Origin of the sequence: Prevotella sp. P5-50, assembly GCF_002251295.1 — a bacterium.
Classification (GTDB): domain Bacteria; phylum Bacteroidota; class Bacteroidia; order Bacteroidales; family Bacteroidaceae; genus Prevotella.
Genome location: NZ_NPJA01000041.1, coordinates 69,085 through 92,915 on the forward strand (window position 1 = coordinate 69,085; position 23,831 = coordinate 92,915).

Sequence of the window (23,831 nt, forward strand, 5' to 3'; positions counted from 1 at the left end):
ATTGTGATGTGCTGCGTTGGCAAACTATTTTCGCATAATGCACTATTGTTTCTTTTCCAATTCCTGCAAACTTTCCATCTTTTTGGACTCAAGGAACTCGTAGATGCCACATAAGTGTTCGCGTACGCGACCATGACCGAATTCATAGACTTTGCTGACAAGGCCATCAAGGAAGTCGCGGTCGTGGCTGACAACGATGAGTGTGCCATCAAAGTCTTGAAGTGCTTGCTTGAGCACATCTTTGGTCTTGAGGTCAAGGTGGTTGGTGGGCTCGTCGAGGATTAGCAGGTTGACGGGTTCCAACAAGAGTTTGAGGATGGCAAGACGTGTGCGTTCTCCACCTGAGAGCACTTTTACTTTCTTGGTAGAATCTTCTCCGCCAAACATAAAGGCGCCGAGGAAGTCTCGTATCTTGTTGCGTATTTCACCTTTAGCCACATCGTCAATAGTCTGGAAAACGGTAAGTTCACCATCGAGTAGCGATGCTTGGTTTTGGGCGAAATAGCCAATCTGTACGTTGTGGCCGAGCTGAAGTTTCCCTTCATTTTTCAGTTGCCCCATGATGCACTTCACCAATGTTGATTTACCCTCTCCGTTTCGCCCCACGAAAGCAATCTTGTCGCCACGTTCCACGGTAAGGTTCACTCCGCTGAAAACCTTTTTGTCGTCGAACGCCATGGCTACATCGCTCATTTGTACAGGGTAGGCGCCGCTTCGAGGACTTGGTGGGAATTTCAGGCGCAGATGGCTGGTGTCTTCTTCATCCACTTCGATGAGTTCCAGTTTTTCAAGCATCTTTACCCGACTCTGCACTTGGAAGGTTTTGGAATAGGTACCTTTGAAACGTTCGATGAAGTCTTTGGTCTCGGCAATCATTTTCTGCTGTTCCTCATATTTCTTCATTTGCTGTTCGCGGCGCTCTTTACGCAGTTCCAGATAGTGGCTGTAAGTAGCTTTGTAGTCATAGATGCGTCCCATGGTCACCTCAATGGTTCGGGTGGTGATGTTGTCCACGAATTTGCGGTCGTGGCTGATGACAATCACCGCTTTAGAACTATTGCAAATAAAGTCCTCAAGCCAGCCGATAGATTCTATGTCGAGGTGGTTGGTAGGCTCGTCAAGGAGAAGAACGTCTGGTGATTTGAGCAACAGTTTTGCCAGTTCGATGCGCATACGCCAGCCTCCGGAGAACTCGCTGGTAGGGCGGTTGAAGTCAGAACGCTCGAATCCAAGACCGAGGAGTGTTTTCTCCACATCCTCTTCAAAGTGGCTCATATCTATGGCGTAGAACTTTTCTGATAGTGTCGAAACCTTCTCGATGAGTTGCATGTATTCGTCACTCTCGTAGTCAGTACGTGTAGTGAGTTCGTTATTGATGCGGTCTATTTCCGCCTGAATCTCATGAAGATGAGCAAATGCCTGGCAGGTTTCGTCAAACACGGTTCGTCCGTCTTCAGTCATCAGATGCTGTGGTAGATAGGCAATGACGCAGTCTTTTGGTGCCGAAACGGTACCTCTTGTTGCTGTGCGTACCCCAGCAATAATTTTGAGCAGAGTACTCTTTCCTGCGCCATTTTTTCCCATCAGGGCAATACGGTCCTTCTCGTTGATTTGGAAGGAGATGTCTTTGAATAGGGTGGTTCCGCCAAATTCGACGGTCAATCCATCAACAGTAATCATATTTCTTTCTTGTGGTTATAGTGAAAAACGTTGCAAAAACAGAATATCGGGTCTGTTTGCGGTCATGTGCTGATACAGTTTGTTATCAACAAAGTTGCAAAGTTACGAAAAAAAGGTTGTAAACAGAAATCGATGATGTAGAATTAACGCATCCCGAAGGTAAAAGACGACAAAATCCTTATATAAATCTTACGAAAGCTGAATGTCATTAAATGAACAATTCGTTTTTCTTCCTTTCGCAACAAAGCGGGGCAAGAAATGCAGTCAATTGGTTTAGACGCTCGCCAATCCCTCTTGCATGGGCAAGACAAACGGAAACACAACGCATGCAGCCGATACAGTTTCTTATGCAATACTTACGATTCGACGTCTCATAGTTCCGAGTATATGAGTTCACCATTGATACGCTCGGATTTCATGACGAAGATTCTTTCTACCTTTATAGAGACTTCGGGAACCTCTATGTCAGTTATGATTTGTGTGGGATGTTGAACCAAGGAAATATGTGGGGAAAAAGCCAGGGAACTATAAGATATGCCATTTGCAGAGAGACGTTCGCGCAGCTTATTGGCAATAGTTGTGATTGGTTCGCTCTCCTTTATCCCACACCAGATAACCCCGTTTTTTGTAGAAAATGTTCCAAGTTTGCCTAAGGTCATGATGAAAGGTTCAAACTCCACTTCGCTCACGGCTTTGTGAATTTCAGGCAGTACATCCATGGACTTTGTCTTTTGGCATTTCTCTTTGGCAGAATCAAAGCAAGCTTTATTCTGCTCCTTTGGCTTAACGAAAACGCTTTCACCTATGAATGCAAGCGTCATGTGGAGATTACCATACGAACAATAGTTTCCTGCAACTCCTTTCGCCTTTAATGTCTGTTGTAAGGCGACAAGAGTCTTTTTTAACTCATCGTCGAAACGTATTGCTATGAATATGCGAGCCATGGAGAGTGTTCGGTTTTATTCTTCCTAACTATGTTGGACTTGAATACAAATTGTTATTTGTTGATGTAGTCCAAGATCTGCTCAGCATGGATTTTGGTTTTGATTTCCTTTGGAGTGAAGATTTTCTCGATAACGCCTTCTTCATTTACGAGGTAAGTGGTGCGGAGAATGCCGATGGTCTTTCTGCCACAAGCAACCTTCTCGCCCCAACAACCGAGTTCCTGCAATAAGGTGGTCTCTGTATCGGCAATAAGTGGAAACTGTAACCCTTGGGTATCAGCAAACTTTTTCTGCAAGGCTTGTTTGTCTTTGCTCACGCCGATAATCTCGTAACCGGCTGCCGCCAGCTCCGCCTTGTGCGACTGCAAGGAACAGGCTTCGGCGGTACATCCGCTGGTATTGGCTTTGGGGTAACTGTAAAGCACAATTTTGCGGCCACGATAGTCACTTGCCTTAATCTCACGTCCGTCTTGGTCTATACCAAGCACCTCCGGTATTTTGTCTCCGATAGTCATAATGGTATGTTTTTTTAGATTGTTATTTCTTGGCAATGGTAATACAAATGCCATTCGCCTGCAAAGATAAATATATTATTCATAACGACCAATCATATTTATGGATTTTTTTGATTATTGATAGTTATTATCTATCGTAATATAGATATATAAGTTTGTTTATCTATAAAAGATTGCCTATCTTTGCAACATCAAATCGAAAACAAATAAAAACAATAACGATATGGAAAAACTTTCAGACATCATCCAAAGTAGTCAGTTGACTCTGGTGGATTTTTACGCAACATGGTGCGGTCCTTGCAGAATGATGCACCCCGTATTGGAACAGCTCAAGAAAGAATTAGGCGACAGCATTCGCATCGTCAAAGTAGATGTGGATAAGAATGAAGCCGTTGCCATGCAGATGCGCATACAGTCGGTTCCTACGCTTATGATCTTCAAAGAAGGAGAGATGAAATGGCGGCAGAGTGGAGCCATGCCATCAAGCGAACTTAAACGAGTGATTGCACAATTTCAATAAAAAAATACTATTGACGATGACAGCAAACAAGAAAAAATATATTATAGTAGGAGGAGTGGCAGGAGGCGCGACTGCTGCAGCACGCATCCGACGTATGACGGAAGATGCAGAAATCATCCTTTTCGACAAAGGGGCATACATCTCCTATGCCAACTGTGGACTGCCCTATTATATAGGAGGCGTGATTGATGAGCGCGACCGTTTGTTTGTACAGACTCCCGAAGCGTTCGGCAAACGTTTCAATATCGACGTACGTACGCTGAGCGAGGTAACGGCTATTGATACTGCTGCAAAGCAGGTTACCATACATACAGCGGATGGAAAAGACTATACCGAAACATACGACAAACTATTGCTCTCTCCTGGAGCGTCGCCCGTTGTACCACCTTTGCAAGGTATAGACAGTGAAGGCATCTTCACTTTGAGAAATGTCAACGATACCGACCGTATCAAGGCGTATATGAACAGTCATCAAGTGAAGCGTGCTGTTATTGTAGGAGGTGGATTTATCGGACTGGAGATGGCGGAAAACCTGAACCATGCAGGTGCCCAAGTGGCGGTAGTGGAAATGGCTGATCAGGTGATGTCACCTATTGACTATTCCATGGCGTCGCTGGTACATGATCACTTACAACAACAGAATGTGAAACTATATCTGAAACAGGCCGTTGAAGGATTCTCGCGTGAGGGTGAAGAACTGACGGTACATTTCAAGTCTGGCATTCGCCTCAAGGCTGATATGGTGCTCTTAAGCATCGGCGTGCGTGCAGAAACACGTCTGGCTCAAGCTGCGGGATTGAGGTTGGGTGAAATGCGGGGTATCTGGGTAGATGAATACCTTCAGACTTCTGACGAGAATATCTATGCCGTGGGCGACGCCATAGAGTTTCCACATCCTATTACCGGTAAGCCATGGCTTAACTTCCTTGCAGGACCTGCCAACCGTCAGGCGCGTATTGTTGCAGACAATATGGTTTTGGGTAATAAAGAGAAATATGAAGGGGCTATAGGAACTGCCATCGCCAAAGTATTCGATCTTACCGTCGCATTAACCGGCCTTCCTGCCAAACGACTCAAACAGATGGATATTCCCTATCTCTCTGCCACCATTCATAATGGTGCACATGCCGGTTATTATCCAGGCAGTCTGCAGATGGATATCAAAATTACCTTCTCTCCTGAAAATGGAAAACTCTATGGTGCTCAGATTGTTGGGTATGATGGCGTGGATAAGCGCATCGACGAATATGCAATGGCTATCAAGAATGGGGCGACCGTGAGAGATCTCACCCGCTTAGAGCATGCTTACGCTCCGCCATTCTCGTCGGCAAAAGATCCTGTTGCCATTTCTGGCTATGTAGCTGGTAATATTCTGACCGATAAAATGACGCCGCTCTATTGGCGCGAGTTGAAAGAGGCAGACATCACCAAGGTGACATTAGTTGACGTGCGTACTCCAGACGAGTATGCGCTGGGAACAATCTCCGGAGCCGTCAATATTCCTTTGGACGATATGAGAGAAAGACTCTCTGAAATTCCTAACGACCGACCTGTATGGTTGTTCTGTGGGGTAGGATTACGCGGTTATCTGGCTTCCAATATCCTTAAGGCTAATGGTTATAAGGTTGTTCGCAATCTGATAGGCGGTCTGAAAACCTATAAGGCAGCAACAGCAACAATCGAAACGCCAGATGGCTTTGATGAAACAGACAAGATGAGCTCTGAAATAGCAGAAGGGCAAACAGAGAACTCATCGTGCGCTGCCGGTTCTTCCGTCGTCAAGGTTGACGCGTGCGGTATTCAATGTCCGGGACCCATCATGAAGATGAAGCAGGCGATGGACGGGCTGAATGCCGGTCAACAGTTGGAGGTACGTGCCACGGACGCCGCCTTTCCACGTGATGCCGAGGCATGGTGTCGTACAACAGGCAATAAATTTTTGGGTAAGAGGTCTGAATCCGGTGTCTATATAGCCATAATAGAAAAGACCACTCCCTGTGCAATAGAAGCCAGCAGACCGCATCCCCATGATATGGGCAAGACCTTGATCCTGTTTAGCGATGACTTAGATAAAACGCTCGCCACGTTTGTACTTGCCAATGGCGCAGCAGCTACAGGAAAGAAGGTGAGTATCTTTTTTACCTTTTGGGGACTTAACGCCATCAAAAAAGCCCATAAGCCTCGGGTGAAGAAGGACATCTTCGGACGGATGTTTGGTTGGATGCTGCCTAAAGACTCCTCCAAGTTGGCGCTGTCGAAAATGAACATGATGGGCATAGGTGCCAAGATGATGCGCTATCTGATGGAAAAGAAAGGTGTTGATTCGCTGGAGTCGCTTCGGCAGCAAGCCATCGACAACGGTGTGGAGTTTATTGCCTGTCAGATGTCGATGGACGTCATGGGGGTGAACCGTGAGGAATTGCTCGACAATGTCACCATAGGAGGCGTTGCCAGTTATATGGAACGAGCCGACCAAGCCAATGTAAACCTCTTTATATGACAGAACGATGAACATACAACAGCTTAGATATATCATAGCCGTCAACCGCTTTCGCAATTTTGCGAAGGCGGCTGAGTCGTGTCATGTGTCGCAGCCTACGCTAAGTGCTATGCTTCAGAAACTTGAAGAGGAACTGGATATCCGCATCTTTCAACGTTCCAACAAGTCTGTAGCTCCGACAACTGCCGGAGCAAAGATTATCCAACAGGCAGAAAAAGCACTCATGGAAGTTGAACGCATAGGAGAAATCATCAACGAAGACAAGGGGACGATAGGGGGAAGATTTGCTCTTGCTGTAGGCCCTACCATAGCCCCGTATATCCTGCCCCAATTCATCAAACACTATCGGGAACTGTTTCCCGCTGTAGAATTGTCGATTCAGGAAATGAAGGCGAATTTCATGGTAGAATCGCTTTTACGAGGCGAACTGGATGCCGGTATCGCTATTTCGGACAATGGGTGTGAAGGAATCCTTGAAATACCTCTCTATACCGAGAAATTCATGGTCTATCTTGCCGAAAGTTGCTGGCGGAAACTGCCGGTTTTCAAACCCGAAAATCTGGAACACGAGAACATGTGGATCATGAAGGATGCACAATGTTTGCGTGACAGCGCTTTCTCCTTCTGCAAGGCCCGAAACAAGGGCAATCATATCTATGAAGCAGGCAGCATCACCACGTTGGTACATATCGTGGATGCGAATGGAGGATTCACCATCATTCCAGAGATGCATCTGCCGCTTCTTACCGAGCAGCAGCGTAAGAATGTGCGCCCGATAGAAGGCAACTGTCTCTCCCAACGGCGTGTTTCTTTGTATGTCAAAGAAGACTATATCCGCGAGCAAATGCTCAATACCGTTACAGATGCTCTGATGGAATTCATGCCCAAGGGAATGCTCAGCGAGAGAATAGCGAAGTATGGTATAAGACTGTGATAAAAAAAGTCTGATCTAAAAAAATACTCCAAGAATCCACAGCAGCGATTCTTGGAGTATGACCGTTATGCTGACGATGAAAAAGCATCCTAAACTTCAGGTTTCTTCATCTCGCCCTTTTCATTTACAGCCTCTATGAGTTTCACAGCATCAACATATTGTGCCATGCCCTCAGCCACACGTTTTGCATCGCGCATGGCGAGAACAACAGTTGAAGGGCGGTTTACCACGTCGCCACCGGCAAACACCCCTTTGCGGGTAGTCATGCCATACGGTTTTTCACGAGTCAGGACGTAGCCGCGTTCATCTACGTCGATACCCGTCGTGGTAGATACAATTCTACTTGCAGGGGCAGAGCCAACCGCCATGATGACGAAATCGGCCTTCTCAGTGCGGCGCTCGCCATTGGATTCGATAACCACCTCGTTGAGCGTTCCATTATCATCGTGAATCTCCACGATGCTCGATTGCCAACTGAATTTCACACCTTCTGCCACGGCATCCTCATACTCCGAGCGGAGTGCACTCATCTCGTTGACGGTACGGTGATAAACCACTTCCACGTGGCTCGCTCCTATGCGTACTGCCGTTCTGGCAGCATCCATGGCAGTATTTCCACAACCTATCACAAATACGCGGTTGCCTTCATGCACCACCACTTCCTCTCGGCTAAGGTTGCCCTCGTTGTAGAGGCTGACGCGCCGCAAAAACCATATAGCCTGGCGCACGCCCTTAAGATTGCTGCCGGGGATGTGGAGTTTCTTAGGCACGCCCGTTCCTGTGCCCATGAAAATGGCATCATAGCCCATTTCAAAGAGTTTCTCGATGGTCAGATCACCCTTGCCTACGGTGGTGTTGCAATGGAACACCACACCCAGCTCTTCTATCTTCTTAATCTCACGGCGTACGATTTCCTTGGGCAGGCGATATTCAGGAATGCCAAACATCAGTACCCCTCCCGGTTCTGGTTCCATCTCAAAAATTTCAACATTGAAGCCCTGTCGGGCCATGTCGCCGGCAATGGTCAGTCCGGCAGGGCCAGAACCGATAACGGCTATCTTACCTCTCGTCTTTGGCAATAGGTTCTCGCGGATAAGACTCATATTGCCGTCGAAGTCGGCAATAAACCTCTCCAGTTTGCCCACGCGAATGCCTTCGCCCCTCTTGTTGAGCACACAGTGTCCTTCACATTGCTTTTCGTGAGGACACACCCGACCGCAAACGGAAGGCAGATTACTCTTGTTGTTGATGATGTTCATGGCATTGCCGAGGTTACCCATCGACAACTCGTGAATCCAGTCAGGAATATCATGACTTATAGGACATCCTTTCTTGCATTGAGGCACTTTGCAATGCAGGCAGCGTTTAGCCTCGTTGATAGCCTCAAGCATGGTGTAGCCCTCGTTAACTTCTTGAAATGATTTGTTTTCTGTTTCCATATTTTCGTTTGTTTCTTCTGTCGCAACAGAGAACTGTGCAAACTTTCTGCAAAGATAATGTATTTTTTTCAAGTTCTACACAGTCACGTGCTTTTTTAGCCTTCTATGGCCAGTTTTTCTGAGCGCTAAGCCTGAATCTCGGTAAATCTTGGGAAGGTGCGTCCGTCACGCGTCTGTGCTCCATCTCCAACAACATGCGCTTTGCTTCCAGGCCTCCTGCAAATCCTGTCAGGCTGTGGTTGCTGCCTATGACGCGATGGCAGGGGATGAGGATGCTGATGCCGTTTGCCCCAATAGCCCCTGCCACGGCTCTGACGGCTTGGGGACGCCCGACGGTTTGCGCAATATCCTTGTAACTCCTTGTTTCTCCGTAGGGGATGCGGAGTAATGCGCTCCATACGCGATGTTGAAAGTCTGTGCCTATGGGACGCAACGGGATGTCGAAGGTCTGGCGACGGCCTGCAAAATATTCATCGAGTTGCTTTTTGGTCTCTTCCAAGACCGAGGTGGCTTCTGTCTTGAAAGAGGCACCCATGCTCTCTGTTAGCCGATGCAGGTTGCGCTCGGCACAAGGATTCGCGTTCCAGTCGCAAAGGCACAGTTCGCCTGCCATGGATGCCAAGACGAGTTTACCGCATGGCGAGTTGTAATATTGGATGCTGATCAGTGGCATGTATTCCTGTTATTTTATTCAAGTTTCGCAACTGATGGAATTGATTGAAGTTAAAGAACGTTTTCGTTAAGCCAAATGAGCAGAATAAAGCTCGCTTTAATTCTGTCATGGCGAGAAAAGGTGCCATAAAATGGAACGTTTTCGTTAAGCCAAATGAGCAGAATAAAGCTCGCTTTAATTCTGTCATGGCGAGAAAAGGTGCCATAAAATGGAAGTTATCACTCCCTGCGGTCGTTCGGGAAGTTAAGAGACAATAGCCTTTTGCCGTAAGACGTAGGACATTTGTCCCTTAACTTCTCTCTTACTTCCCTAACTTCCCTTAACTTCCCCACACGTTTCGCAAACAGCCGTATTCGTCGAGGATGGTGGAGATATGTTCTCGCTTTGCTATCCCATCACAACATCAAGCACCATCATCAGTACGAAACCGATGGCGAAGCCAATGGTGCTGCGGTTGCTATGCTCGCCGTGGGATGCCTCTGGAATCAGTTCTTCCACTACCACATAGACCATGGCTCCTGCTGCAAAAGCAAGCATATAGGGTAGGGCAGGCATGATGAGTGAGGCAAGCAACAGAACGGCAACGGCTCCAACCGGCTCGACCGCTCCACTAAGCGAACCTAACATAAACGACTTCCATCGGCTGTTGCCTGCCGCTCGCATAGGCATAGAGATGATGGCGCCTTCAGGGATGTTTTGAATGGCAATACCTATTGCCATGGAAACAGCGCCAGCTAAGGAAATATGGGCGGAACTGTTTTCTGCACCTGCAAACACCACACCCACAGCCATTCCTTCAGGCAGGTTATGGATGGTTACGGCAAGGGCAAGCATGATTGTCTTTGACAAGTGTGACTTGATACCCTCAGGCTTGTCGGTACCGAGGTGTTGGTGTGGCGTCAGTTCGTCGATAAGTAGCAAGAAACCGATACCCATTAGAAATCCCACAGCAGCAGGCACTACCGACCATTTGCCACAGCCTGCCTCCATATCCATAGCTGGGATGAGCAAAGACCATACGGAAGCAGCTACCATTACGCCAGAGGCAAAGCCCAACAGCGACTTTTGCAGTCGGTCAGACATTTCGTCTTTCATAAAGAATACGAATGCCGAACCGACCATTGTTCCTAATAGCGGAATCAGCAGTCCTATGATTATTGTTATTGTCATTTCTGTCATCATCTTCGTTTGTTTTTATTTCCGATCGTGTCGGGATGTGTTCGGGATGTGTTCGAGATTTTCCATTCGTCATCTTGACATCAAAAGTTTGAATTCACTTGGCAGCATTTCAATAAGTGGGGAAAATAACCACTTTCTCATGTCATGACTTGCTTGATCAGACTATTTCTGTTGCAGCAGAATGGCGCCTATAGTTCGATGACCTGCGAAGAGCGAGGCTGTATTTCTACAGTTTTGTTGCCAAGACCATTCAGATTGAGTTTGAGCACACGAGGTAATGCATTCACCACCTTGAGCCATGTCTTGCCCGTCTTTGAATCCTTCACCACGCTTGTACCGACGTAGCGTTTCAAGGCTGCTGGCAGATTCAGTTCCGAAGCGATATACGTATCGCCGGCATGCTGTCCGAACATCTTCTGAATCTTGTAACTCTCGGTAAGGCGGATGTTCTCGCTATTGTCGAAGTAGATCATATCAGGATTCCAGTTGTGATAACCGTCTTTGCAGAGTAGGGGAGCATAGGATGTCATTTCAACCACATCGCCATTACGCTCTATGTTGCAGAGATGAATTCCTTCTGCAAGGGCACGGTCGAGCTCGTTATTTCCGTTGGCAGCATATTCACCCAGGTAAACCTTCGGTGCCTTGCGGTCGTAGTTGTCGTAATAGTCTTGATGATTGATAAACCATCCCGGTTGTTCGTAGTAGTGTTCATCCACGGCATCAATCCATTGCCTGTGCTCCTTGGCAATTTTCCATCCCTCTATATAATCCGAAGATGGATAGTGGAACGGGCCTACGGTTCCTATTACTTCTATCTCTGGATGTTTCTCCTTCAAGGCTTTGCAAATCATCAGATAGCGCTGTTTGAAATCGGTAGAAATCAGGTCTTCGTTGCCAATGCCCACCATCTTCAGGTTGAAAGGAGCTGGATGGCCTGCCTCTGCCCGCATCTTCGCCCATTCTGACGTGGCAGGGTCGCCATTTGCCCATTCCACCAAGTCGAGCACATCTTGGACATACTGAGGCATGTCGGCCATAGGGATGCCTCCTTGCTGACCGCAGATGCCCTTGGCATTAGGTTGTGAATTTTGGCAAGGCACTCCGGCTGCCAACACCGGCAGAGGCTCTGCACCCATGTCTTCGCACCATTGGAAATACTCAAAGAATCCCAGTTTGCGGGTCTGGTGGTAGTTCCAAATGTTGAATGCCGGCTTGCGGTCCTTCTGCGGTCCTACGCTTTCTTTCCAATGGTAGATGTTCTCCAGTCCTTGACCATGCAGCATGCAACCACCGGGGAATCTGACGAAGCGAGGGTGCAAATCGGCAATCACCTCGGCCAAATCCTTACGCAGGCCATGTCCCTTGTAAGTGTCGCGAGGCATGAGACTCAGCATATCCACTGCCATTCTTTCTTTGCCTTTAGGGATGACAGCGAAACGGATGGCTTTGCCCGGTTCGTCCTTATATTTATCGGAAACCACCAGTTGACTCTTGTATTCATTCCATTGGTCACCTTGTATCTTCACTTTGGTCTTGGCCACGATGTTATTCTCTGCATCCACCAAGGCTATGGTGAGTTGCTTCTTCTTCCCGTCCATACAACGGGCAAACAAACTCACATCATAGGTGGCATGCTTGATGTGGATGCCCTCCCAACCGATATTATAAATAGGATTATCTGTCAGAATAGCATAATGAGGATTGTTCTTGCTGACTCCATTTTCTACTGAAATGGCAGATACGGTCTCCAGTCCCTGCCATGCTGTAGTTGCCTTCCATCCTTTTCTCTCGCCATGATACTCAAAGTCGCCGTTCTGCAACAACTCGGCACAAAGACCACCATCGGCAGCACGGCTGATATCCTCAAAGAAGATGCCGATGAGTTTGTCTGAGATGCGATGCGACTTGTGGGTTTGGATTTGCAGTTGGGCTGTAATCTCATTACCGGCTCCCAACTTCACATGCTTTTCCTTCAGGTAGGCCTGAAGTTCTGCCTCGGTGTGCGGCAAGGGTCTGCCATTCTCCTTGTTGTCGTCAGCAAGTGCCTTATGCCATGCCCGAATATAATCGAGATGGATGGCGGGGATGTTGAAGGCGTTGCCTTCCAACACCTTGCCATTGATGGTAACTGTGTCGCGTTGCCAAAGTATATCGTCGGCAACGGCTTCTATGGAATCCTCTAAAAAGGTGCGGAAATCCTTGTCTGCATGTACATATCGCTTGCCCTCGGCTGTCTGTAGATAGATGTTGAAAGAATCATCGTCCATCTGATAGGCAACCACATCCTTGATACCCTTCTCTTTCACGATGGGGTAGTCCTGAGGACGCCATGTTACCAGATCTTCAGAATAAGCCACGGCAAACTGAGGCGAACTGTTGTTTACGCTCCATAGCGCACGCCATGTACCATCGTTTGCTTTTGTCACAAACGGGCGATACATCTTCTTCTCGCTACCCCATGGACCGAAATCGCTGGTGCACAGCTGCCCGACGTCTATCCACCGGTCATCATCGGTGAGATAAGCCAGATGTAAGCCTTGATTTGCTGCAGGAGAATAAACAAAGATTTGGCAAGTAGAATCCTGATTCACGATTTTATACGCAGGTTCATCCTGATCCATGGGGGATCCGCTCATATCCATTGCGGTCAGCAAGGCTATCCAGGAGAGTAGGTGCTTAGGTTTCATCATATCTCGGGTCTGTTGTCTATTAAGTATATCAAGTTCGTTTGCATGTTCCGTCAGACCGAAACTTGTTTTCTGCTTTGCAAAGATAAGTAATTATTATGAATTGTGCAACATCAAAGCATAAGAAATACGGGAATGATATCCTACGGTCGTTCGGGAAGTTAAGAGACAATAGCCTTTTGCCGTAAGACGTAGGACATTTGTCCCTTAACTTCTCTCTAACTTCTCTCTAACTTCTCTCTAACTTCTCTCTAACTTCCCTAACTTCCCCACATGCGAAAAATGTGTTTTATTGCTATCCAATAATAATTCCTTTAAAAATATAGGATTTCTCAATGTTTTTTTGTAATATTGCAACTCCAAACAACTTAAAAACAATGACTACGAAACGAATCTTTATTACAATGGCAGCTTTCATCGTATGTATGAAACTGCTGGCACAGTCTCCAGTAGGTTTTTATCCTAAGGAGAATGCTCACAACATCAACATCGACACACATCTCATTATTGAGTTTGACCAACCGGTAAAGGCGGGCACAAAGGGGATTGTCACGGTGTTTGACAAAACCACTAACAAGGTGGTTGACAAAATCGACATGTCCGTTCCGGCAGGGCCAACAGAAGGACAGCCTGTTAATCCTCATGCAACATATACTCCTGTACCTTATATCTATAAGTCGGAGCATATTACCAATCGTAACACACGTCCGGGCACTCCATCGGGTGCTGCCAAAGAAGATAAGCGCAAGTATCAGAAGACGATTATCGGCGGATTCTCTGATGCCTTCCACTTCTATCCTGTTATCTGTCATGGTAATAAGGCTACTGTTTATCTACACAACAATATGTTGGATTACGGACATGAGTATGAAATTAAGATAGGCAAGGGAGTCATCGAGGGATGGAATGGCAAGAAATCATGGAAGTTTACTACCAAGGCAAAGGCTCCTTCAACAGATAAATCTCAGGTGGTGGTGGCTGCTGATGGAAGCGGAGATTTCTCCACTCTGCAGGGTGCCATGGATTGGATGCCAGACTCGTTGCCCTCGGAAGCGAGTAGGAAAACTGTTTTTGTGAAGAATGGCGACTATGAAGAACTGGTGTATTTCCGTAATAAGCGGTTTGTGACCATTCAAGGTGAATCTATGGATGGGGTTGTGGTGCATTATCCCAATAACGAGGTTTTCAATCCTCATCCTGTTGACATCAAGACCAACGAGGTGAAGGGAACATTCCCCTCACGTCGTGCTGCGGTAGCTGCTGACAATTGCGCTGATATGATTTTCAAGAACATCACCTTCAAGACCGATTGTAAGGGACAGGCTGAGGGGTTCCTGCTCAATGGTGAGAGAAACTTTTCTGAGAACGTACATGTCATTGGCGACGGAGATGCTCTTCAAGCGAACGGATCGGCCTACTGGCTCAACTGCATCATAGATGGAGGAGGAGATACGGTCTTAGGCAGAGGTCCGTCATACTTCAATCATTGTACCATTTCCACTCATGGCCCCTTCATGTGGATAAGAAATACGGCCGAAAACCATGGTAACATCTTCAACGACTGTACCTTTAAGGGATTGGGTGAGAATGCTGTGATCGCTCGTCTGCCACACAACCATGGAAAGCCCTATCCTCATTCTGAATGTGTGTTGCTCAACTGCACGTTGGACGGTGTGCCTGCCATAGGCTTTGAACCTGTGGCTGAACCTACGGTCACCCTGTTGGAATTCAACAGCCATGACAAGTATGGTAAGGCTATAGATGTCAGCCGGAGACACCAGTATGTTCGCCAGCTTGATGCCATCAAGGATGCTGAGCTGATAGGAAAATACGCTGATGCAAGGTGGGTGCTGAACTGGTAGGCTAAAAAAAGAGAATACCTATTACAACTTTCTCAAGCTGATTTTTGTTCACTTGCGAAAGTTATTCCAGAAACTTTTTGTAAATTTGCGCCAAATAACAAGTGATTATGAGTCCAGTATTCCGACGCGAAAGCGAATATACGTTCAAGGAATATCCCGATGTATGGGAATATATAAAGCGACAGAACAATTCTATTCACATGTCAGAGTTCAAGCCTAATGAGGCTGCCGAGGAGCAGGCCAATATCCTCATACAGGGAACTCTGAAAAAGTATCATCGCCATTAAGTAGGAACACAATGAAAAAACTAAGCAAAGAGTTTTGGAGAGGCTTATGGGTAACCGTCCTTGTTATGGGCTGCCTATTTGGTTGCACAGCCTACTATGCCCTGCAAGAGCGAAAACAAAAAGAAGAATTTCGCCGTTGGGATAATAAGCGCCGAGAGGCAGTCCAGCGGGGGCTTGACTCTATTAGGCTACATAATGACAGCATAAGAAAATCTGTCAGCACCAAAAAGGGAAAAGGAGGAATTATCATTGGAACAGATGACGATGACCGAGACCCTTACGACGACCCTGATTTCGATGACCTGATACCAGGCGAGGAATACGACGAGGAATTTGTTGACCGTTCGCAGGGCGACCCAGAATTATACAATTAACATGCCTGGCTCTAAGTATTTTCTATTAAATAACCATAAAATCCCGTGGGTGGCATACGACTCACGGGATTTTTTTCGTACATTTGTCCCCAACAACGAGCCATTGAAACAGGCTGGTGAAATAATATTGAATTATGAATGTCTTTCACTTCTTTATCATAAGAAGAATCTTGGTTTAATATTGTTCGTTCCGAGACAAATGTCCTATTCCGAGAGCAAACTGCCCAAGCTCAGACATACTGTCAATTTCTATGAAGTTAGAACGAACAGAAGAATGTAACCAAGAATGGCACGGAGAAATCTACACAGAAGCCATGGAAGATGGACACGATGATGAAACTCTCACCCGAATAACGGGTAATGATGGGGAGGGTAGTGTCCATCGTGGTGGCACCCCCTACGCTGATAGGTGCCAATCTTCCAAAATACTTCGCCAACAGTGGGGCACACAACAGGGTGAGAATCTCTCTGCTGATGTTGGCAAGCAAAGCGATGGTACCAAGTTCTGCACCACGGTATTGGGTGATGAAGATGCTCGACAGAGAGTAGTAGCCGAATCCAGAACCTATCGCCAGACTGTCGGTAAGTTGACGATGCCCCAATAGGATAGATACTGCAGCGCATCCTGCCAACGTGCCCAGAATGGTCATGATGGGAAGCATCATCAAACGAGGATTGACCTCTTTGAAACTCTTCAGTACAGAAGTGTCGCAACCGATGCTGATGCCTACGCAGAACATCAGGCAGCAAAGGGTATAATAGCTGACGTCGCTATTTACAAAGCTGTCGGGAATCACGTCACACAATCCCACGATGATGCCGAGGACAAAGAAGCCTACGATAATCAGACTGCCTTTCATGCCTTGCCTCCTTCCTGTTCAACCGATGTCTTGTCTTTCTGTTTGGCTGTTACATATCTCCATAATGCCCAAGCAAAGATTGCACTGCCGATACTGCCGCCCAGCGTTAATACGATGGCTTCGAGACCCAGCGTCTGGAGACCATTGACGATACTTGGATTCGATCCTACCTCGATGCCGAGGAGGAATAGGAGTACCCAAATAAGTGCCGTGATGATACGGCCGATAAAACTCATTTTCTGGTTGCGGAGCAGGTAACCCGTACCTATTCCGCATAGCATAATCATTACAATCTTGAGCATCGTTTTCTCGTTTTACTTATCCGTTTCCTGTTTGGAACGCATTTCCCCAACTTTCGTTGTTATGCTTTTCAAAAACTGTTATACTGTTATATTGTCACGCTTTGGATTGATGACAGCGCTATTCGTAGTCTAACGCTTACTGCCTAAAAGCCTGCTTCTGACACATTTCACCGCTGGCTTGTAGAAAGTCATGTCCATGCTCTCTATGGTGTGCATAAACTCTCCCATCAGTTCTGGATAGAACTTACACATCCGATAGGCAATCTTCATGCAGAGAGATTGAATACTGGGAAACTCATCAGGATTGACCATGTGGGCTAAGCAGAAGTCAAGGAAGTCGGTGCGAAGATCATCTTCTTCCAGTTTCAAGCGCTCAATATGATGGAGCGACAGGCGACGAACAGAAGCGTTGTCGGTCTGCATCGCTAAATCTATGAGCGGGTGGAGTAGTGGTTGCAGCTGTGCGTGCTCCGCTTTGCTGGCCTTGGTCACTCCCCAAAGTGCATTGCGAGCCACTTGATAGTCTTCGTGATTCATATAGGTGCGACAAAAGCCTATGAGGTCTCCCGATTGTTTCACCTCATTATAAATGGCCAATGCCTCTCCTTCACTATACGCACCCTTTAGTCGTTCTTCCGTTATCATGGTGTCACGTTTTTTAGAATATGTGTTATTGATCAAATAGATCATGGCAAAGTTACGAAAATATCTTGATAATTAATGGAAAGAATCATAATTTTAACAGATTTACGTGGCAATAAAAAATCCGTGCACCCTGACGTTTGCTTTCATAAACTGTAATACTGTAACTGTAACGCTTGAAATGCAAAATATGGTTTATGGAAACTGTCAACTGTCAACTGTAACGCTTGCGATTGACATTGGCGTTGTCCAAGAAACAGGAACAGTCCTCGCGAAACCTATTTTTCCTTTCCAAAAACTGTAATACTGTAAGCTGTAAGAATTGAAAAAAGCCCCAATAATCAAGATGTCAATGACCTGTCCCTGTGACACCCTGCCAGTTGCATCAACAGGACAGGACTGTTGGGCGAAAGTTGGAACGCTTCATGACCACGTTTGTACTCTCCCCATCCAAGGAAGAGTCAGAGAAATATACCTTGGATGACTGGGCAAACCTCGCTGATGAAGGATTGGAAGCTTTGGATTCAGTCGGACTTTTACCCAAAGGCTTTAAGGAGAAGGTCAAGACCAATTTCCGCAATTCTATGAGTGTTGCTGCCTTGCATCGGGATTCCAAGTCTGGAACCCTTCACCTGCATCTTGACTGTTGCCGTGTGGATAATGACGGCAAGACCAACGATGTTCACGATGTTCACATCAGAGCAATAAGGGCTGCGGAAATTATCAACGCAAGGCATGGTTGGGAGCAACCTCAGGAGGTTCGTGAAATGCGCCAACAAGATATAGCGGAGTTTTGCGAATATACCCTTCAGAAGATGGATAGTTTCGACATTGACCGTTACTTTGATATGCTTCGCATGAGAGGCTATGAGGTCAATCCAAGGTATGACACTACTAACTGCAAACTTGTGGGCTACACCATCGGCAAGAATGCCTCAGTGTTCAAGGCTTCTGCCATCGGTCGAAAGTTCATGGTATCACAGCTTGAAGCCACATGGAAGAAGATGCATCCTAAGCCTACTCAGGTCAAGATGCGACCTGCTTCACCTTCCGTTTCACCGGCTCGCCCTGCTCGCCATGTTGCTCAGACAACGAAACCTACCCAGTCCAATTCTAAGCCATTGCCAGTTGCTACCAAGACTGCCTTCAATGTCAATGTTAGCGGTGAAATGAAGAGAATCTATATTCCGAACACGGTCAAGGACATCTTCCTCAATGAGGTTCAGGTTCCTGATTCTGATATGACTGCATCAAGAGAGGACATTTCTCATGTAGGTATGCTTCTCTTCCTTGATATGATTGATGCAGCAACAACCGTGTCCGAATCTTGTGGCGGTGGTGGTTCTGCTCCTTCCTCTGGTTGGGGTAAGGATGATGACGAAGACGAGCGTGAGCGGGCTCGCCGTTGCCTCCAGATGGCTCATGCCATGTGCAAGCCACCGCAGAAAAGACGTTCATTCCACCGTTAGACAAATCCTACATATCAATGAGAAGAACAAAACATGTAGAAGAACTCATCGAAGATGACGAGCAGAAGCCTGACTTCGATGACATGATGAACGAAGTCCAGGAAGAGATTGAAGAGCATGATGCCGAGGATGCTGTTGTCAGTCGTGCGCCTGAACTCAGGCAGTTGAGTGAGAACATTGACAAAGCGACCAACACTTGGATCAATGCAACTCTTCAACTGGAGTCTGCCATCCGTAAGTACAATTCAGCTCAGACTGCTCTTGGCAATGCCGTTGACACTATCAGTGGTAAGGTTGACACCATCAATACCCACATTGACAATGTTCTGAAGGATGCCCCAACCAAGTTGAAGGTTTCAGTCAGAGTCGATGATGTTGACTGGAAGAAGATTCAGGACATGTTCGACAAACAACATGAATGGATGACCACTCAGATGCAGAAGCATATCCGTGAGGTCAATCAAATGTTTTATGAAGAACGTAGAAGGGTTCAGGAAAGGTACAAGGAGTACGACGGAACCTACCTCGGACACTATGTGCAGTATTTCTTCTGGTTCTTCTTTGTCCTTGGACTCGTTATTTTCGGCTTGGCTATCTTCCTGATGCTCGACAGTCACTACCACTGGACGAAGTAATCTAATGTTTATACCCTCCAAAATCCCTACGAAACTTGGCATAGTCTAAGTTTGTAGGGATATTTTTTTTCTTGAAAACGTCATTTTCTTGAAAATGTGCACTATTGCCCGTTGTGGGAGCCAGATAGCATGAGTAACTTTGCACCGTCAAAATAAACGAGTGTAAACCTAATTGTTATAAAGTAAGCATTCCGTAAACCACGTATAGATGGTTATGGAATACTTTTTATATAGTCCGCTAAATGGGAATTTACAATTCTGATATACTTCAGATGTAGGTTGCCGTTTCTAAAGCAATATAAAGTTTGTTTAAACTATGGTTGGCATTGTTCAAGCCTTTGGCTTCATATCCATTTGTATCCAAAATGTCACCTGTTTCAAAAAAAGCATACAACTTCAAATTGTAGAAGTCGCACACAGATTGAACTCCAGCCAATTCCATTTCTACAGCGATGCACCCTTCTTCCATACGTTTGCGTACAAGTCCTTTTGTTTCTCTGATCATCGAATCTGTCGTCCATATTTTACCTGTAATATATGGTACAGATAATTTGTCGAAAATTATGGAAAGTTCCTTGCTTGCGGCTATATCAATATAGTCGGATGGTGCTGCAAAATAATATGAACACCCGTCCCCTCTGTAACTTTGTGTCGGTATGATAAATCTACCTTGTGTGGTTGTACGGTCAAGACTGCCACAGGAACCGAACATAATGAACTTTGATGCTCCAGTTAGCCAGCTTGCAAGATGACATTGAGAGGATGCTACTGCTGAACCTATTCCTGACAGGTAGAAAGTTATCGTAACTCCTTTATAAGTTGTTTTATAGATATGCGTATCGCCATTGCAAGCCGGCATAGTTGCAATAATTTCAGATTCGTAGGAATCAAGTAAATGCCGATGAATCTCCTTCGAGAATATTATCAGGCATATATCTGCAAAATCTCCACGTCTGCCGTAGAAATCAAACAGATTGATCATTGGTTCAGTTTCAATATCATAACTATCAGTAATCATAGCATATTGAATCAGATGTGAGTTTTATATTGCTCCGGTATCTCAAGATTGAAAGTTCTGCATAATAACAGGACGTCGTGGACATCATTTTCATCGTATTCATATCCAAGATGGAACTGTACCTGTGCCTCCGGGTTTATGCATGTTACCTCAATATTCCCGATATTTCCTTTACCTGAGAAAGTTTCGCTTGGGAAAGTGTATCCGTCATATAGAATTCCATCTTCGACATATTCGAAACAATGCAGATCGATTATTCTTCCGTTGTCATCTTTCCAGACAGTATGGCTATCGGTCGTATAGTCCATTACAACTTCTCTGTATCCCTTCCAGGTAATCACGGATATGGCCTTACCATAGTCTTTCTTCTCTACGAACAGATCGATGTCGTTATGTATTCTTGTTTCTCTGCCTATAAGTGCATCGACACCCCAACCGCCGTCCAGAAACACCTTTACAGATGCTTCAGACAGCATTTCAAGAATCTCACATGCATCAAAATAAGTGACCATAAAATTGCAATTAAAATAAACTTTGGTGCAAAGTTAATAAAATTCCGTGAGACTAAAGAGACTTATACGTAGAAAGTTAAACATACAACTGTATTTTCGCAGAAAATACTATAAAATGCCACCTGAAAAGCCCACTTTTCGTGCACATTTTTCCAACTAAAGCCATTTTTTCAACCTGATTGCTGAAACGACAATAAGGTTCACAATACCTGATTTTGCACCTTCAGGAACGCAGCACAAAATGATAGAAAATGAAAATTTCCGTTCATTTCCGTGTTAAGATATGTTAAGCAGATGTTTTCATTTTGGGGTTTTTGAAATTTTTGTTTCCAGTTTGTTTCTTTTGGTACTTTTTGCTTTTTGGGAGTGTTGATATTTAGCACTTTACAATTCGGAAGCAGATTCTCAAGAAGAAGATAATGAGTGGGTACAATCACAGAATCTTCCCTGTTTTTTTCTTTTCCAAAACTGTTATCTGTTATTTGTACCGCAAAAAATTCATTTATGGAAACTGTCAACTGTCAAACTGTAACGCAAAAAAATCGTTTTCAAAAACTGTAATACTGTAAGCTGTAAGGATTGTAACGCAAAAATGAAGTCTGAAGTTTGAAGTCTGAGAGAGTGGTCTTTATCATCCTACGAAAATCTTTCTCTGTGTTCTCCGTGTGGTCCGTGGATTTTTTTAGTTGCCTACGGCAAGAAATACATAATAGCTGGCATCTTCATCTATTATCTTGGAATAGAGATAGCGTTTCAGAACCATCGGATTGGTCAAATCCTCCCCAGTAATATCCTCATCCACATCAAAAGACACCATGATTATGTTTTTCTTAGGTACACCTTGACTCACCAAATAGTCATGATAAACCTTTTTCAGAAGCCACGACTTACCACATCGATGAGTCCCCGTAATGATTTTCACCTCACCATTGTCTCGCCGATGAATCAGCTTTTGCAGATAAATCTGTCTATTTACATACGTTGCCATAATCATTTATTCCGATTTTACTGCAAATTTACAATAAATTCCGAATAGGGTAATCGTTTTGGTAAGGCAAAGCCATTTTTATAACATTTATTAACCGAGCAAACACTGAAAATCAGATAAATAAAACAGGGACGGGAAACAGGGACAGTTCTGTTCCACTCAGTTCCCTTGTACTTCCTTTTTTTTGCTTTTCAAAAACTGTTATACTGTTATATTGTCACGCTTGTAACGCAGAAATTGTTTTTGGAAACTGTTATCTGTTATCTGTTATTTGTTATTTCTAACGCTTGGGAATGAATGGCGTTGTCCCGTGCGTACAATTTCACGGGTTTTACTTTTGTCCTTACAGGACGTTCTGTAAAATAATTGTACATACCCAAGGCGTTACCCTGGGCTATGAAAATATTGCCCCATTCGGGGCATTAGTAACCAAATAAGTAGTGGCGGTCTGGTAACACGACAAGCAAAGCGGATCCACGGAGCACACAGAGGACACGTGGCACAACCTTACGAAATTTTGGTGGTGCAAAGTTACGTATTACAACACGGAATTACGAATCCACGGAACACATGGAATTCCATACAATCAACGGCGGTCTGAAAGCCCAATGGCTTCCATAGCCCAGGGCAACGCCCTGAGGACATCATATAGCATATCTAACCACGTCCTGTAAGGACAAAAGTAAAAACCATGCGATATTTTTGCTTTTCAAAAACTGTAATACTGTAACGCTTGTAACGCAAAAAATTCGTTTTTGGAAACTGTCAACTGTCAAACTGTAACGCTTGCGATTGACATTGGTTTTTCTCTTATGATGTCGGAAATGTACGATTTTTTATCTATACACAATGTTAGGAAAGTGATAATATATTGTTAATAAATTTGCCTGATTGTGACACTCAAAGAATGATTCTTTTTAAGACATACGCTTCCCCATAGCCTTGTCGTAGAGTTCATCGAGTCTGTTGGCAAAGTCATGGTGACGTAGTCCGGTAATCGCGAATCTGTATGTGGTCATGATCAGGATTTTTATGTGGGCTTTTTATTTTAGCGACAAAAGTAGTAAATATTTTCAAAATGACAAAAAGAAATGGGAAGAATAACGCTCGATTTCTCTATTTTGGGTTTAGACACGCATCTATGAGTGTTAAAAACTATTTACATGTGACAAGCATAACAGCGTTACAATATAACAATATAACAGTTTTCGTTTAGCAAAAACTGCCGCAGAAAAGAGAAGAAGTCAATTTTTCAAAATATAACATATATAACTTATATATAAATATATATATATAAATATATATATATATATTATATATATAAAATTTTGGCTCGAAATTTTGATTTTGTTTTTTCAAAACTGTTATATTGTTATATTGTAACGCTGTAACGCCATTTTTGCGTTTCACTGAAAAATACCGTTTTCGGCTCTTTTCTTTACAGCACCTAACATCGCAACCATGATCCTACCACAACTTCAAGCCAATAAAAGTATAGTGCTCCACCTATCTTCCTTATATTCAGCAATATACGATAATCACCAAGATTTATACTTCAAAATTTGGCTTTTGTAACCAACTGATACACAGAGAAATGTAACAAGCCGTGGGAAAAGTGGTCACAAGCCGTGGGAAAAGTGGAACAACCGATTATTTTTCTTCGTACCTTTGCACTGGCGTCCAAGATAGGCGGCACCGTGGTTCAAGAGAGAATCACTCATCGCACAGAACATTCCGTCCGCACACAGACGTGGGCAACTCCTCAGTAAGTCACCAGTGAATCCGCACTAAATCCCAAAATTAGGCGG

At 45.0% G+C, this 23,831-nt stretch carries 21 protein-coding genes; 8 read left to right on the forward strand and 13 right to left on the reverse strand.

What is annotated here, in order from left to right:
* Positions 1-42: 42 nt before the first annotated feature.
* The 3 genes from CIK88_RS09595 to CIK88_RS09605 form a co-directional block, all read right to left on the reverse strand.
* Positions 43-1,680 (reverse strand): ABC-F family ATP-binding cassette domain-containing protein, encoded by a 1,638-nt coding sequence (locus tag CIK88_RS09595; RefSeq protein ID WP_094436128.1) that lies wholly within the window; start codon positions 1,678-1,680, stop codon positions 43-45.
* 371 nt (positions 1,681-2,051) lie between these two features.
* Positions 2,052-2,624, reverse strand: a complete 573-nt coding sequence (locus CIK88_RS09600; RefSeq protein WP_094436130.1) for a 2'-5' RNA ligase family protein — start codon at positions 2,622-2,624, stop codon at positions 2,052-2,054.
* A gap of 53 nt (positions 2,625-2,677) precedes the next feature.
* A complete protein-coding gene (locus tag CIK88_RS09605) occupies positions 2,678-3,139 on the reverse strand; it encodes a peroxiredoxin (RefSeq protein WP_094390070.1) in 462 nt (153 codons plus the stop codon).
* Positions 3,140-3,362: 223 nt separating this feature from the next.
* On the opposite strand from CIK88_RS09605, the gene trxA reads away from it, so the two are divergent.
* The 3 genes from trxA to CIK88_RS09620 are packed head-to-tail and all read left to right on the forward strand — an operon-like array spanning position 3,363 to position 7,093.
* Positions 3,363-3,659 carry a thioredoxin gene (trxA, locus tag CIK88_RS09610; RefSeq protein WP_094390050.1) on the forward strand — a complete coding sequence of 99 codons (297 nt, stop codon included), beginning with the start codon at positions 3,363-3,365 and terminating at the stop codon, positions 3,657-3,659.
* 16 nt (positions 3,660-3,675) lie between these two features.
* The gene (locus CIK88_RS09615; RefSeq protein ID WP_094390051.1) at positions 3,676-6,159 is read left to right on the forward strand and encodes an FAD-dependent oxidoreductase; all 2,484 of its coding nucleotides are present in this window, start codon (positions 3,676-3,678) and stop codon (positions 6,157-6,159) included.
* A 7-nt stretch (positions 6,160-6,166) separates the two neighbouring features.
* Positions 6,167-7,093, forward strand: coding sequence for a LysR substrate-binding domain-containing protein (locus CIK88_RS09620; protein ID WP_094390052.1), 927 nt, complete (start codon positions 6,167-6,169; stop codon positions 7,091-7,093).
* A gap of 89 nt (positions 7,094-7,182) precedes the next feature.
* Here the strand turns inward: CIK88_RS09620 and CIK88_RS09625 are convergent, their stop codons facing one another.
* The 4 genes from CIK88_RS09625 to CIK88_RS09645 all read right to left on the reverse strand — a co-directional run bounded on the left by CIK88_RS09625 (position 7,183) and on the right by CIK88_RS09645 (position 13,077).
* A complete protein-coding gene (locus tag CIK88_RS09625) occupies positions 7,183-8,532 on the reverse strand; it encodes an NAD(P)-dependent oxidoreductase (protein WP_094390053.1) in 1,350 nt (449 codons plus the stop codon).
* Between the two features lie 103 nt (positions 8,533-8,635).
* Positions 8,636-9,205 carry a methylated-DNA--[protein]-cysteine S-methyltransferase gene (locus CIK88_RS09630; protein ID WP_094436132.1) on the reverse strand — a complete coding sequence of 190 codons (570 nt, stop codon included), beginning with the start codon at positions 9,203-9,205 and terminating at the stop codon, positions 8,636-8,638.
* Between the two features lie 387 nt (positions 9,206-9,592).
* Positions 9,593-10,375 carry a ZIP family metal transporter gene (locus tag CIK88_RS09640; RefSeq protein ID WP_094436136.1) on the reverse strand — a complete coding sequence of 261 codons (783 nt, stop codon included), beginning with the start codon at positions 10,373-10,375 and terminating at the stop codon, positions 9,593-9,595.
* Between the two features lie 197 nt (positions 10,376-10,572).
* The gene (locus CIK88_RS09645; protein ID WP_094436138.1) at positions 10,573-13,077 is read right to left on the reverse strand and encodes an alpha-L-arabinofuranosidase C-terminal domain-containing protein; all 2,505 of its coding nucleotides are present in this window, start codon (positions 13,075-13,077) and stop codon (positions 10,573-10,575) included.
* Between the two features lie 374 nt (positions 13,078-13,451).
* Here CIK88_RS09645 and CIK88_RS09650 point away from each other — a divergent pair, with 374 nt between their 5' ends.
* The 3 genes from CIK88_RS09650 (at position 13,452) to CIK88_RS09660 (ending at position 15,597) form a co-directional block, all read left to right on the forward strand.
* On the forward strand, positions 13,452-14,936 hold the full coding sequence (locus CIK88_RS09650; RefSeq protein WP_158214671.1) for a pectinesterase family protein: 1,485 nt from the start codon (positions 13,452-13,454) through the stop codon (positions 14,934-14,936).
* Positions 14,937-15,043: 107 nt separating this feature from the next.
* Positions 15,044-15,223, forward strand: a complete 180-nt coding sequence (locus CIK88_RS09655; protein ID WP_094436142.1) for a hypothetical protein — start codon at positions 15,044-15,046, stop codon at positions 15,221-15,223.
* An 11-nt stretch (positions 15,224-15,234) separates the two neighbouring features.
* Positions 15,235-15,597: a hypothetical protein gene (locus tag CIK88_RS09660; protein ID WP_094390059.1), complete on the forward strand. Its 363-nt coding sequence runs from the start codon at positions 15,235-15,237 to the stop codon at positions 15,595-15,597.
* A gap of 257 nt (positions 15,598-15,854) precedes the next feature.
* On the opposite strand, the gene CIK88_RS09670 is transcribed toward CIK88_RS09660, so the two are convergent.
* The 3 genes from CIK88_RS09670 to CIK88_RS09680 all read right to left on the reverse strand — a co-directional run bounded on the left by CIK88_RS09670 (position 15,855) and on the right by CIK88_RS09680 (position 17,404).
* Entirely contained in the window at positions 15,855-16,457 is a 603-nt protein-coding gene (locus CIK88_RS09670) for a lysine exporter LysO family protein (protein WP_094436146.1), read from the reverse strand.
* The gene (locus CIK88_RS09675) at positions 16,454-16,759 is read right to left on the reverse strand and encodes a LysO family transporter (RefSeq protein WP_094436148.1); all 306 of its coding nucleotides are present in this window, start codon (positions 16,757-16,759) and stop codon (positions 16,454-16,456) included. Before CIK88_RS09675 ends, CIK88_RS09670 begins: the two co-directional genes overlap by 4 nt.
* Positions 16,760-16,888: 129 nt before the next feature.
* Positions 16,889-17,404 carry a hypothetical protein gene (locus tag CIK88_RS09680; protein ID WP_094436200.1) on the reverse strand — a complete coding sequence of 172 codons (516 nt, stop codon included), beginning with the start codon at positions 17,402-17,404 and terminating at the stop codon, positions 16,889-16,891.
* Between the two features lie 422 nt (positions 17,405-17,826).
* Between CIK88_RS09680 and CIK88_RS09685 the strand changes: the two genes are divergently transcribed.
* The gene (locus tag CIK88_RS09685; protein WP_254046883.1) at positions 17,827-18,870 is read left to right on the forward strand and encodes a hypothetical protein; all 1,044 of its coding nucleotides are present in this window, start codon (positions 17,827-17,829) and stop codon (positions 18,868-18,870) included.
* A gap of 17 nt (positions 18,871-18,887) precedes the next feature.
* Positions 18,888-19,505: a hypothetical protein gene (locus CIK88_RS09690; protein WP_005812828.1), complete on the forward strand. Its 618-nt coding sequence runs from the start codon at positions 18,888-18,890 to the stop codon at positions 19,503-19,505.
* Between the two features lie 268 nt (positions 19,506-19,773).
* Here the strand turns inward: CIK88_RS09690 and CIK88_RS09695 are convergent, their stop codons facing one another.
* The 3 genes from CIK88_RS09695 to CIK88_RS09710 all read right to left on the reverse strand — a co-directional run bounded on the left by CIK88_RS09695 (position 19,774) and on the right by CIK88_RS09710 (position 22,023).
* A complete protein-coding gene (locus CIK88_RS09695) occupies positions 19,774-20,523 on the reverse strand; it encodes a nucleoside phosphorylase (RefSeq protein ID WP_006743466.1) in 750 nt (249 codons plus the stop codon).
* Positions 20,524-20,534: 11 nt separating this feature from the next.
* Positions 20,535-21,035: a nucleotidyltransferase domain-containing protein gene (locus CIK88_RS09700; RefSeq protein ID WP_006743465.1), complete on the reverse strand. Its 501-nt coding sequence runs from the start codon at positions 21,033-21,035 to the stop codon at positions 20,535-20,537.
* Positions 21,036-21,717: 682 nt separating this feature from the next.
* On the reverse strand, positions 21,718-22,023 hold the full coding sequence (locus tag CIK88_RS09710; RefSeq protein ID WP_094436202.1) for an AAA family ATPase: 306 nt from the start codon (positions 22,021-22,023) through the stop codon (positions 21,718-21,720).
* Between the last annotated feature and the right edge of the window lie 1,808 nt (positions 22,024-23,831).